The 12,657-nt window shown below is 72.8% G+C and carries 8 protein-coding genes; 3 read left to right on the forward strand and 5 right to left on the reverse strand.

Translation table 11 applies throughout. The features are described from left to right. Positions 1–194: 194 nt before the first annotated feature. The 4 genes from AB0J69_RS60025 to AB0J69_RS60040 all read right to left on the reverse strand — a co-directional run bounded on the left by AB0J69_RS60025 (position 195) and on the right by AB0J69_RS60040 (position 7,407). Positions 195–1,490 carry a DUF5719 family protein gene (locus tag AB0J69_RS60025; protein ID WP_364137937.1) on the reverse strand — a complete coding sequence of 432 codons (1,296 nt, stop codon included), beginning with the start codon at positions 1,488–1,490 and terminating at the stop codon, positions 195–197. Positions 1,491–1,533: 43 nt separating this feature from the next. Beyond that, positions 1,534–4,719 carry a glycosyltransferase family 2 protein gene (locus AB0J69_RS60030; protein ID WP_364137939.1) on the reverse strand — a complete coding sequence of 1,062 codons (3,186 nt, stop codon included), beginning with the start codon at positions 4,717–4,719 and terminating at the stop codon, positions 1,534–1,536. 116 nt (positions 4,720–4,835) lie between these two features. Next, entirely contained in the window at positions 4,836–5,096 is a 261-nt protein-coding gene (locus tag AB0J69_RS60035) for a WhiB family transcriptional regulator (RefSeq protein ID WP_020546325.1), read from the reverse strand. A gap of 319 nt (positions 5,097–5,415) precedes the next feature. Next, positions 5,416–7,407 (reverse strand): hypothetical protein, encoded by a 1,992-nt coding sequence (locus AB0J69_RS60040; RefSeq protein ID WP_364137941.1) that lies wholly within the window; start codon positions 7,405–7,407, stop codon positions 5,416–5,418. Between the two features lie 181 nt (positions 7,408–7,588). Between AB0J69_RS60040 and cofD the strand changes: the two genes are divergently transcribed. From cofD to AB0J69_RS60055, 3 genes are all read left to right on the forward strand, one after another. Next, positions 7,589–8,527, forward strand: coding sequence for a 2-phospho-L-lactate transferase (gene cofD, locus AB0J69_RS60045; protein WP_364137943.1), 939 nt, complete (start codon positions 7,589–7,591; stop codon positions 8,525–8,527). Further along, a complete protein-coding gene (locus AB0J69_RS60050) occupies positions 8,524–9,801 on the forward strand; it encodes a coenzyme F420-0:L-glutamate ligase (protein ID WP_364137945.1) in 1,278 nt (425 codons plus the stop codon). Before cofD ends, AB0J69_RS60050 begins: the two co-directional genes overlap by 4 nt. A 90-nt stretch (positions 9,802–9,891) precedes the next feature. Continuing rightward, positions 9,892–10,629, forward strand: a complete 738-nt coding sequence (locus AB0J69_RS60055; protein ID WP_364137947.1) for a lytic polysaccharide monooxygenase — start codon at positions 9,892–9,894, stop codon at positions 10,627–10,629. Positions 10,630–10,669: 40 nt separating this feature from the next. Here AB0J69_RS60055 and AB0J69_RS60060 read toward each other — a convergent pair whose 3' ends face one another. After that, complete coding sequence (locus AB0J69_RS60060) at positions 10,670–12,418, reverse strand: substrate-binding and VWA domain-containing protein (RefSeq protein WP_364137949.1); 1,749 nt, start codon at positions 12,416–12,418, stop codon at positions 10,670–10,672. Positions 12,419–12,657: the final 239 nt, after the last annotated feature.

The following is a 12,657-nucleotide window of genomic DNA, read 5'->3' on the forward strand; positions in this document are numbered from 1 at the left end:
TTCCGTCCTTGGTTGTTTGTTTTTGGTGGGGGGGGGGGGGGGGGCGGGGGGGGGGGGGGGGGCGGCCCCCCCCCCCCCCCCCCCCCGCGGGGGGGGGGGGGGGCCCCCCCCCCACAGGGCGCAGCCCGAGTCCCCGTCGCGCGAAGCGCGCCTCGGTGGGAGGACCATGCAGTCGGCCTGGGAACCCCCGGGCTTCAGGGCAGGACTACGTGGGAGGTGTCCGTCAACGGTGGGAGCAGGGTCCACATCCGGGCCGGGGCCAGTGGCTGGGCCGTGAGGAGTACGCCCGTCCTCAGCCGTTCCTCCACCACCCGGCCCCCGTACACCTCCCCCGACACCGGCGTGACCACCACCGCGAAGTCGCCCTTCGCCTTCAGCTTCACGTTTCTCGTCCGCCCCGCCGCCACCTCCACGTCGAACGGCTCCTCCGGCGCCCCCTTGCCCGGCACCACCTGCACCCGCACCTTGCCCGGCTGCTCTCCGAGGGCCGTGAGCAGGAGTTCGGAGCCCGTGCCGTTGCGGGCCACCGCGCTGCCCAGGTCCAGTGAGGGTGTTCCGGCGGTGAAGGCGACGTCCGAGCGGCCGCCGGTGCCGGTGATCACCACGCCGGCCACGATCGGGGCGGAGGAGGTGAGCACCAGGGCGGCGGGGGAGCCGGCCATGCCGGTGGTGACGTCCAGGGCGACCACGCTGCCCGCCGGCACGTCCAGGGACTCCCGGCCCTTCATCGCGTACTCGGCGTCCTGGCTCACCGCCTTGATCTGCACCGTGGCGTCCGTCTCGCCGGGGGCCGCCACCAGGAGCCGGCGCAGGCCGCCGCCTCCGGGGATGCCCGGTACGACCACGCGCGTGGCCGGGGGCGCGGCCGACGGGAGCCAGTCCACGCCGCCGGTCTCCAGCGTGGTCCTGGCGGCGACGGCCACGCGGCCGAAGATCGTGGTGACGCTCACGGCCATCACGTCGGCCGACGGTGCCAGGGTCTTGAGGTCGATCTCCTTGTGCTCCCCCGGCGCGATCTCCAGGCCGACGCCCGCGTCGCCCGAGACGGGGCCCTCCGCCGCGTACACCTGTACGTCCGCCAGCGCGGGTGCCTTGTCGGCGTTCATGAGGTGCAGGCGTACGTCGGCGTTCGCCGGGCCCGGGCCCACCAGCCAGGTCGCGGGAGCAGGCTCCGTGCAGCGGACCCCGGCCAGGCCGCGACCGGCGCCCTCGGTGGTGCGGGTGAGGTAGCCGGCCTCCAGCCCGCCGGGGCCGTTGGTCACGTACGGCTTCGTGTCCTCCATGGTCTCGCCGTTCAGCGTGCCGGGCAGGTACACGTTGACCCGCTCGCCCTTCGCCCCCGGGCAGACGGCGGTGACCGACTCCACGGGCACCTTCCTGGGGCCGGTGGGCGCGGGTGGGACGGGGGCGGGTCTGGTGACGTACGCGATGCCGTACATGGCGGCCAGTGACACGATGACCAGCGCCAGCAGCCCGAACCTGTTCTCCACGAACGCCCTCATCACGCACCCGCCAGAGCCACGAACACCCTCATCACGCACCTGCCAGGGCCACGGCGGGTGCCTCCGCGCCTTCCGGCGCCTGTCTGCTGCCCGGGGCGGCCAGCAGGGCCACCAGCAGCACCAACGCGCCCTGCGTCCACAGCCACGGGGTGTGCAGGACGCTCACCGGCTGGGCGGGTACGCGGACGACCGGTTCGGCCAGCCGCCACAGGCCACCCGCCTCCGACAGGCTCAGGCGCTGGAGCGACGGCTGCGAGTCCAGCGTCCTGGCCAGCTGGGGCGAGACCGGCGGCGCCACGGCCACCATCGCGATGCCCTGCTGCGCCAGCGTGGCCGCGTCCCCGCCGCGACCGCCGACGAGGCCCTGCACCGCTCCGCCCACCCGGGTACGGGCCTCGGAGGCGACGGGCAGCTCCGCCTCGCCGAGCAGCGGGGTACGCCCGTGCAGCACCGTGAACTCGGAACCCTTGATCACCACGGTCCGTTCCCCCTGCGTGGTCCGGGCCGCCGCGAGTGCCGGCAGCACGTCGGGGGCGTCGCCGACGAGCGGCCCGCGTACGCCGTCGGCCATCCAGTGACCGGCGGCCAGCAGCGGCGTGCTGAACGCCACCGCCACCACCGCCGTCGCCCCCAGCCGCCGCAGCCCGCCCCCGGCGCGCAGTTCGGTCAGCCGGTGCGCGGTCAGGCCCACGAGGACCACCAGCCCGGCACCCGCGAACGCCAGCGGGACACCCGGCCAGGCCCGTGCCCCCTCGACGGTGATGCGGCTGACCAGGATGCCCGCCAGCACCCCGTAGAGCGCCACGCCCCAGCCGATGGCGACGGTCATCCGCTGGCGACGCATGAGCAGGGCCGCCAGCGCCGCCGCCACCAGGCCCGCACTCACCCAGAACGGCGGCAGGCCGGGCCCTCCCGGGCTGAGGGCCAGCAGCGATTCCGGGGCGAGGGCCGGGTCCACCAGTGCGGGGTCGTGCAGCCCGGCCTCCAGGAGGATCCTGCCGGGGTCGGTCACCAGCTCGGCCAGCCAGGGGGCCAGGAGCACGAGTGGTACGGCGAGCGCGATGGCCATGGACACGACCACACCCTCCTGTCCCCCACGACCCCCGCCGCCCGCTGCGCCGCGCAGACCTCCCCGAGCCCCGTCGCCGCGCCGGGCGCCGCGTCCACCCGGAGTGCCGTCTCCTCCCCGAGCCCCATCGCCGCGCCGGCCACCGCCCCGGCCCGGCCCGGCTCCAGCCGACGCGTGCCCTCCATGGGCACGCCCTCCGGCACGAGCACCGCCGCCCCTGTGCCGGGAGCCGCCCCTGCCCGCCCCGAAACTCCCGCCAGAGCCGAGAGCCGCACCGCTGCCGGAGCCAGGTCCGGCGCCTTCACCGGCGCCGGCGCTCTCGCCGCTGGAAGCGGGGCTGCCACTGGGGCCGAGGCCGGAACGTGCGCCGGTGCGGCGGCCGAAGATCGCGCCGGGGCCGGCGCGGCGGGCGCCGAAGGCGACGGCACCCAGCACGCCCAGCACCGCGAAGAGCGGATACACCAGGGGTACGAACGCCGTCCCCACGGCCAGCAGCAGCCCCAGCCCCCAGGCCGCACGGCGGGCGCGGCGGGGTTCGGCGGACAGGAGGGTGGCGACGAGCGAGGCGTACACGGGAACCAGCACGAACACGACGGCGGTGCCCAGCCGCCCCGCCGCGATGGCGCCGGTCGCGACGGGCAGCAGCGCGTACGTCCCCGCCGCCCACGCCCGGACCGGCACCGCCGGGATGATGTGCCGCGTGGCCAGGTACGCCGTGGCGCCGGCCAGCGGCACCGAGCCCAGCAGCAGCACCGAGACGGCCACCCACGTCTTGCCGAGCGCGAGCGTGGACAGGGCGGCGAGCACGGCCACGTACGGCGGCGCCCAGGCGGTCGAGCCGAGCCCGACGTCGTGGAACCCCTCGGTGTAGAAGGCCCACAGGTCGCTCGCGCCGCCCGTCACCGGGACGAGCGCGCCGCCGCCGAGCCGTTCGCCGCCCAGGAGGGACCGCTCGGCCACCAGCGAGACCACCGTCAGCGCGAACATGAGGATGACCCCGGGACGGCCGATGAAACGCTGGAACGCGCCGGTGTCCGGTGGCGGGACGGCGGCCTCCTGGTCCTCCTCCGCCGTGGCGTGGTGGTGCCGCCCGGCCGTGTCGACGGGGGCCTCGCCGGCCAGGAAGCTCTGCACCATGTCGGTGACGCGCCGGTAGGCGGCGCCGCGAGGGGTCATCAACCGCTTTATGCGGATATATCCCTTCTTGCGGCCATGGCGGCGGCCACGCCGCGCCCGCAGCAGCCGGACCGGGTGCGCCAGGATCGAGCCCATGGCCACCAGCTCGTCCAGCGCGTTCGCCGGCTGCTTGCTCACGATGAACAGCACCGTGCGGAAGAGGGAGCCCACCACATTCCGCAGCAGGGCCCACACCATCGCGCCGAACGGCAGGTTCGCCATGACCACGAAGATCGCGTTGCGCCGGTCGAGGCGGCGCGGATGGTCGCCGCTGACCGTGATGCGCCGCCGCCTGCGGGCCGCCGCCTCGGCGTGCCAGGCCACGGCGGAGGTCACGTTCAGCACCTTGTGGCCGGCGTTGCGCACCCGCCAGCACAGGTCCAGGTCGTCACGGAACAGCGGGAAGAACGGATCGAGGCCGCCGACCTGCTCCCACACGTCGCGCCGGACCAGCATCCCGGCCGTGGACACCGACAGCACGTCCCGTACCCCGTCGTGCTGCCCCTGGTCGAACTCGCGCGGCTCCAGCCCCGTGTCCCTGCGCCCGGTACGGCCCACGGTCACGCCGATCTCCAGCAGCCTCCTGCGGTCGATCCAGTCGCGCAGCTTGGGACCGAGCACGGCCGCCTTGGGATCCTGCTCGGCCGCCGTGAGCAGGTGCTCCAGCGCGCGCCGGTCAGGGGCGCAGTCGTCGTGGAGCAGCCAGATCCACTCGTCGCGCCCGGCGGGCGGCAGCTTGGCGAGCGCCTCGGCGACCGACTCGCCGAAGCCGGTGGAGCGCGGCAGGGAGATCAGGTTGCCGGGGCCGAGCGCCTGGGCGAGCAGGTCGGCCGAGCCGTCCCTGCTGCCGTTGTCGACGCCGGCCACCCGGTCCGGCCTGCGGCTCTGGTTGATCAGCGCGCGCAGCGTCTCCCCCAGCCAGCGCGCGCCGTCATGGGAGACGACGATCGCGGTGACGTAGGGACGTGGCATGGGTGGGTGACTCCTGGGGGGATGATCAGGCGGGCCCACCATACAGCTGGAAGCCGATCAGGAGATGCGAAAAGGGTCACACGGCTGTCCGCGTGACCCCTTCCCCCCATATACCTCTAAACGGCCTGGCGCTTGATCCGTCTGCGCTCCCGTTCGGACAACCCGCCCCAGATGCCGAAGCGCTCATCGTGCTCGAGTGCATATTCCAGACACTCGGCACGGACCTCGCACGATCGGCAGACCTTCTTGGCCTCCCTGGTGGAGCCGCCCTTCTCCGGGAAGAACGCCTCCGGATCCGTCTGCGCGCACAACGCGCGCTCCTGCCAGCCGAGTTCTTCAGCGTCAAGCTGATCCTGTGCGATGACCGGATCGGTCACTGCACACCTCCCTGCCGCCCGCCCGCAATGGAGCCCCCCATGGACGCCTTCCTTATTACCCACCCACTGGAAGGCGTAACAACATGGTTGTAATTACACGCGCGTGCCGTACGTGGCGTCAAGCGGCATGCGGGTATCCGGGGAAAGACCAGATCTCGCCCCGGTGTGCTTGGCATGTGATGTTCGCCCCAGCCGGACGCCCCACGAGACATGGCGTCGGCCTGGCTTGTTCAACCCTGTCAGCGGTCGGAACCGTACCAGGGCGGGATAGACGCCCGCCCGTGGCCCACCTTCTCTCTAGCCGTTCATTGCCGGTCCGTTACCTGCGTGGCTCGTTGGGGGTGTATATGGCTGTTGGGTCGATCGGGTCGTCTCCGGGACGGCGCTGGTCGCCGCCGAGAGCGTCTCCTCCACCGAACGATCCTCCGACCGATGCGGGATCGATCCGCATGGTCGACTCGCCCTGGCCCTCCGCCCAGCCCGGCTGCGGCGCCGGGATCGACGGGGCCGAGTGGGTGGGCCGGTACTGGCCCTGCTGGGGCTCGTACCCGCCGCCGGGCTGCTGGGGGTGCTGCGGGTGGCCGAACGGGGCGTCGTACGACCGGCCCGCCTGGCTGGAGTAGTCGGGCACCCGGAGCTCCGGCTGCGTCCCGACGTTCGACTGGTACGTCTCCGCCTGCTGGTAGGCGTCCAGGAGCTGCTGCGAGCGCGGGTCCACGGGCGGGTCCGGCTCCTGGTACGCGTTCGGGGTGGCGTACTCGTGACCCGAGTAGCCGGTGAACGGCTGGCCGCCCTGCTGCTGGTCGAACGCGCTCTGCCCGAAGTACGGCTGCTGCTCGGCCGGCGGGTACGGGACGCTGGGGGCGGTGTCGCCCGCCGGGTAGGGCTGCTGCTCGGCCGGGGGCGCGTACGGGCTGCCGCTCTGGGGCTCGGCGGGCGGGGCGTACGGGTTGGGCTGGTCGGTCCCGGCGGGGGGCGCGTACGGGTTGGCGCTGGGCTGGCCGTAGACATTCGGCTGGCTGTCCGCGGGGACGTACGGGGCCGGGGTGTACTCGCCGACGGGCGGCGTGTATTCGCCGGCCGGCGGGGTGGTGTACTCCTGGACCGAGGGGGCCGTCTCCGCGGGGGTGTAGGGCTGGCCGAAGCTCTGGGGGGCGTAGGGCTCCGGCTGCTCCGGCTGGCGCTGGTCCGAGGGGGCGGCCGGCAGCGCGCCTCTGATCTGCGGGTACGCGTCCGGCTGCGGCGGCGGGGCGTAGGCCGCCTGCGGGTCCGGCTGGCCGTAGGCGGCCTGGGGCTCGGGCTGCTCGGGGTGACCGCCGAAGCTCGGCGGCTGCTCCCCGTAACCAGACTGCTGACCCGACGGGGGCTGCTGGCCGTAGGCTGCCGGCTCCTGGCCCGTGGGCGGTTGCTGGCCGTAACCAGGCTGCTGCCCCGACGGCGGCTGCTGCCCGTAGCCGGGCTGCTGGCCGGGCGGAGGCTGCTGGCCCGACGGCGGCTGCTGGCCGTAGCCGGGCTGGCCGGACATGGGCTGCTGCCCGTAGCCCGGCTGCTGCCCCGACGGGGGCTGCTGCCCGTAGCCCGGCTGCTGGCCCGACGGGGGCTGCTGGCCGTAGGCGGCCGGCTGCTGCTGGTCCTGCTGGCCGAAGTAGCCGGGCTGGGGCTGGTCCTGCTGGCCGAACGGGGCGGGCTGCTGCCGGTCCTGCGGGCCGCCGAAGCCGGGCTGCTGGCCCGAGGGGGGCTGCTGGCCGTATCCGGCGGGCTGCTGGCCGAATCCGGGCTGGCCGTAGCCGGGCTGGGACTGGTCGTAGCCGGGTCCGCCCTGGGGCTGCTGGCCGAAGTAGCCGGGCTGGGCGCCGAACTGGCCGTGGTAGACCTGCGCGGCCGGCCGCTCGGGCAGCACCTGCGGGAGCAGGTAGACCAGCGCGATGGCGGTCAGAGCGAGCGTGGGCACGCCGAGGAGCACGTACTCGATCGTGGCTCGGGCCCCGGCGCCGGCGAACAGGCCCGCCAGCAGCGCCAGCATGCCGAACACCGCGGCGAGGAGCAGTCCGGCCGCCGCCCCGTACGTGACCGGCTTGGCCTTGGGCGACGGCTCGCCGATCTTGGTGACCAGCAGCACGGCGCCGAGCAGCAGCGCCGTCACGACCGGGCTCGTCACGTTCGAGAGGTTCGACACCGCTCGCTCCGTGAAGGACGAGCCGGACGAGCCGATCAGGATGTGGCCGATCGCCAGCACCACGTTCATCAATCCGGCGACGAGCATGATCCATGCGCCCGGCTCCTTAAGCCGGGCGACGTCAAGTTTGCTCACAAGTACCCCCATCGGACCCTTTAGCCCGAAGGGAGTTTGCCACATCACCGACTCACCCGGCGGGAGTCCCAGGAACCTCTTCCATATCAAAACGCCCAATACCTGGACGTACACCACCGACAAATAGCGGAAAACCAGTCCCAAGACGGGCTTGTCAGAGCCCGGTGAAAGACTGGGCCGCATGCACATCGTGTCACTCGCCGGCGGCATCGGCGGCGCCCGTTTCCTCCGCGGCCTGCGCGCCACCGCGCCGGACGCCTCGATCACCGTCATCGGCAACACGGGTGACGACATCACCCTCTTCGGCCTGCGGGTCTGCCCCGACCTCGACACCGTGATGTACACCCTGGGCAACGGCATCGACGAGGAGCAGGGCTGGGGCCGGGCCAAGGAGTCCCACGTCGTCAAGGAGGAGCTGGCGGCCTACGGCGTGGAGCCGCAGTGGTTCGGGCTCGGCGACCGCGACTTCGCCACCCACATCGTCCGCTCGCAGATGCTGGAGGCCGGCTACCCGCTCTCCCAGATCACGCAGGCGCTCTGCACGCGCTGGCAGCCGGGCGTGCGGCTGCTGCCGATGACCGACGACCGCTGCGAGACCCACGTCGTGATCGAGGACGAGCAGGGCAGGCGCGCGATCCACTTCCAGGAGTGGTGGGTGCGCCTGCGCGCCTCCGTCCCCGCCCAGTCGTTCGCGCTGGTGGGGGTCGACACCGCCAAGCCGGCCCCGGGCGTGCTGGAGGCCATCGAGCAGGCCGACGTGGTGATCCTGCCGCCGTCCAACCCGGTGGTGAGCATCGGCACGATCCTTCAGGTCCCCGGCATCCGCGACGCCCTGCTGCCCAAGACCGTGGTAGGCGTCTCGCCGATCATCGGTGGCGCGCCGGTCAGGGGCATGGCCGACGCCTGCCTGACCGCGATCGGGGTGGAGACGACAGCGCAGGCCGTGCTGGAGCTCTACGGCTCGGAGCTGATCGACGGCTGGCTGGTGGCCGAGGAGGACGCCGGGGTCGCGCTCGACGGCGTCCGGGTGGTCGCCCGGCCGATCCTCATGCACGACGCCGACGCCGCGGCCGCCATCGCCCGCACCGCCCTCGACCTGGCCCAGGAGCTCGCACGATGACCGTCACCCCCGACCGGATCGAAGTGATCGCCGTGACCGGCCTCGGCGAGGTGCGGCCCGGCGACGACCTGGCGGCGCTGCTGGCCGGCGCCGACCTGCGCGACGGCGACATCGTGGTGGTCACGTCCAAGATCGTGAGCAAGGCCGAGGGCCGGGTGCGGCAGGCGCCCGACCGTACGAAGGCGATCGAGGAGGAGACCGAGCGCGTGGTCGCCAGGCGCGGCGACACCGTCATCTCCCAGACCCGGCACGGCTTCGTCATGGCCGCCGCCGGGGTCGACGCCTCCAACACCGAGCCCGGCACCGTGCTGCTCCTCCCCGAAGACTCCGACGCCTCCGCCAGGCGCATCAGGGCGGGCCTGGGCCGCCGGGTCGGGGTGATCGTGTCCGACACGTTCGGCCGCCCGTGGCGCCACGGCCTCACCGACGTGGCCATCGGCGCGGCCGGCGTGCGGCCGCTCGACGACTTCCGCGGCACCTCCGACTCCTACGGCAACCAGCTCAACGCCACCGTGACGGCACTGGCCGACGAGATCGCGAGCGCGGCCGAGCTGGTCAAGGGCAAGCTCGACGGGGTTCCGGTGGCGGTCGTGCGCGGGCTGTCCCACCTGGTGACCGACGACGACGGGCCGGGTGTCAGGCCGCTGGTGCGGCCGGCCGACGAGGACCTGTTCCGCTACGGGTCCCGCGACGTGGTGTTCGCCCGCCGTACGATCAGGGAGTTCTCGGAGCGGCCCGTCGATCCGGAGGCCGTGCGCAGGGCGGTGGCGGCGGGCATCGCCGCGCCGGCGCCGCACCACACGACGCCGTGGCGGTTCGTGCTGCTGGAGTCGCCGGAGACCCGCACCAAGCTGCTCGACGCCATGCGCGAGGCGTGGATCGAGGACCTGCGCGGCGACGGGTTCACCGAGCAGTCGATCGCCAAGCGGGTCAGGCGCGGCGACGTGCTGCGCAACGCCCCCTACCTGGTGGTGCCGTGCCTGGTGATGGAGGGCTCGCACACCTACCGCGACGACCGGCGCAACGCCTCCGAGCGGGAGATGTTCATCGTGGCGACCGGCGCCGGGGTGGAGAACTTCCTGATCCAGCTCGCCGTGGAGGGGCTCGGCTCGGCGTGGGTGTCGTCCACGATGTTCTGCCGCCCGGTCGTCCGTGAGGTGCTGGACCTGCCCGATTCGTGGGATCCGATGGGCTGCGTGGCCGTCGGGCACGCCGCGGCGCCACCGCGCGACCGGGCGCCGCGCGATCCGGGGGATTTCATCGTCACGCGCTGACCGAGATTCCGACAACAGTAAGCCGACCGTTTACCGTTAGGAAAGTTTCCTTTACATTTGGAGCATCCCCCCATGTAAAGGAGCCACTTCATGAGAAGGACTCTCACGTTGGTCGCCGTGGTGGTGATAGCGGTCGCCACCACGGTGTTCAACACCACGCCGGCGTTCGCCCACGGCTACGTGCTCACGCCACCCAGCCGCCAGGCCAACTGCGCCCAGGGCAAGGTCTCCGGCTGCGGCAACATCGTCTACGAGCCGCAGAGCGTGGAAGGGCCGAAGGGGCTGCGCAGCTGCCACGCCAACCTCGGGCAGTTCGCCCAGCTCAGTGACGAGAGCAAGCCCTGGCCGGTCGCGTCGGTGGGCAGCTCGGTGACCTTCACCTGGACGTTCACCGCCCGGCACGCCACCCAGAACTACGAGTACTACATCGGCAACACGCGGGTGGCCGTGTTCAACGGCAACGGCCAGCAGCCGCCGGCGACGATCTCGCACACGGTCAACTTCTCCGGCTTCTCCGGCCGGCAGAAGGTCCTGGCCATCTGGAACATCTCCGACACGACCAACGCCTTCTACTCCTGCATCGACCTGAACATCGGCGGCGGGGGCGGCAACCCGACCCCGACGCCCACCCCGACCGTCACGCCGACGCCGACCCCGACGCCGACCGTGACCCCGACGACGCCCTCGGGCACGTGGCGGGCCGGCACGGCGTACGCCGTCGGCAACACCGTGACCTACAACGGCGCCTCCTACCGCTGCCTCCAGGCGCACACCGCCCTCGCCGGGTGGGAGCCGCCGAACGTACCGGCGCTCTGGCAGCGCGTGTAACGACCTTTCCGGTGTGAGGGGGCGCCCGGCGGGCGTCCCCTCATGTCGTCGGCTTGCAGGTGGGGTGGCACAGGCGGCGGGCCAGGGCGGCGAGGAAGACGTCGATGATCTCGCCCGGCTCCTGGGCCTCGTGCAGGGAGCCGTTCGTGGCGGCGGTGATCTGCGACAGTCCCTCCCGGTCCACCCCCTTGCCGAACGCGATGATGATGATCTGAACGGGCTTGTCCGGGTTCCACTCGCTGCGCAGCCGGTCGAGGAGCTGCGCGTGGTTCGTGCCCTTGCCGTCGTCCCGGCCTGCCGTGATCACCAGGAGCGTGTTGTTCATCTCCTCGCGGTAATCGCCGGAGACCTTGCGGAAGCCGCTGAGGATCGCGTCGTACAGCGAGCTGTCCAGCTTGGGATGGGCGGTGATCGTGCCGGTCAGCTCGTCCAGCCGGCTCCTGCGGAGCACCTGGCCGGTCTCCGGCTCGTTGATCGGCCCCAGGGCGACCCGCTCCTGGTAACCCTTGATGCGCCCCAGCGTGTTCGCGAACTCCCACATGCCCATGTGCGTGGAGTCGGGGAAGAGCTGCAGGCCGATCTTGGCGGCCTCCAGCGCCACGCTGACCCTGGTACGGCCGTTCAGCGGCTCGGCCATGTGCTTGGAGGTGTCGGCCAGCACCAGGATGTTCGTCGGCGGGGCGAGCCTGCTCCAGGCGCGCAGGGCCTCGTCGATGTCCTGCGGGGAGACCGAAGCCCTCGCCCTCGGCGTCTCCGAGGGGATCTGCGGGAGTGGCGAGATCGGGCCCTGGGCGCCGTCGCCCGACCTGAACCCCGCCCGCCGCACGATCTCCTGGACCTGCGGGCCCTTCAGCCACTCGGCGAAGGCGGTGGACGCCTCGGCGACGGCCGGGTCGGCGGCGGTGACGACGTACGGGTAGTCGAGGTTGATCGTGCCCTCGCGCGGGTGCAGGGCCACGACCGGGTCGGCGGAGGGCCGCAGGTTGTGCTCCCACACCGACTGCTCGGGAACGATGACGACCGGGCGCTGCCAGAACGAGCGGTCGTCCACGGCGTCCATCATGCTGCGGTAGTCGGGCGTCGAGCCGGCCTGCGCCCACCGTACGAACGCGGTCAGCGCCTTGTCCGCCTCCGGCCCCGTGCCCACGACGTCCCGGGCGGCGGCCACGGTGGCGATGCCCGCCCCGGCCAGCGACGGGTCGGGCACGCGTACGACGTCGGGCTCGTCGGCGTTGGGCGTCAGCCGCCCGCGCACGGTCGAGGGGAAGACCATCCGCCAGTTCATCTCGGTCTTGCCCACGGAGAAGCGCCGGGCCAGCGACGACCGGGTGGCGAACACCAGCGGAGAGGTGGCCACCACGGTCTCCCCCGCCGGCAGCGCGGTCGCGCCCTGCTGGCGGGCCAGCCGGATCCAGGCCGAGGAGTCCGCGACCCACCCGTCGGGCCGCTCGCGCAGCACCCCGGCCCGGTCGCCGATCAGCGTGCGCAGGACCGTGGCGGGCGGCTGCTCGGTCACCTGGACCAGCACGCACCGCCCGCCCACGGACGCCTTCGTCTCGTTGAACCGGCCCGCCGCCTCCATGACCGCCGGAGCCACGTCGACCGCGGCCGCCACATTGACCAGAACAGGCTCTCGTGTGGTGCACAGCACGCCGCCGCCGCCGAAGATCGCGGCGAGTCCGGCCACGACGATGGCCACGGCGGTCAACCCCGCCAGCATGCCGCGCTGGAATGCCTTCCTGCGCCGCTGCTCGGGGGACATCGCGGCGCGGTGTCGACCAAACCGCACGGTGAACCTCTCTCCAGGGGAGTGATGATTCTCCCAGCGCCACCCATGGCGGGTGCAAGCCTTGTTAGAACATGTTACAACTACGCCATCGGCAGCACCCGTCGCACGCTCTGGCAGACACCGTCGCTGGGCGCCGCGGCGGCCAGCCCCTCGTCGGGGGGGCCGCCGGCCTACGGGGGGCGGAGGCGGGCCCGCCGGGCGGCGAACAAAAAAGGGAGATGGTAGTGGTAGGGAAGGGG

The organism is Nonomuraea sp. NPDC049709, assembly GCF_040674815.1.
In the GTDB taxonomy this organism is placed as follows: Bacteria; Actinomycetota; Actinomycetes; order Streptosporangiales; family Streptosporangiaceae; genus Nonomuraea.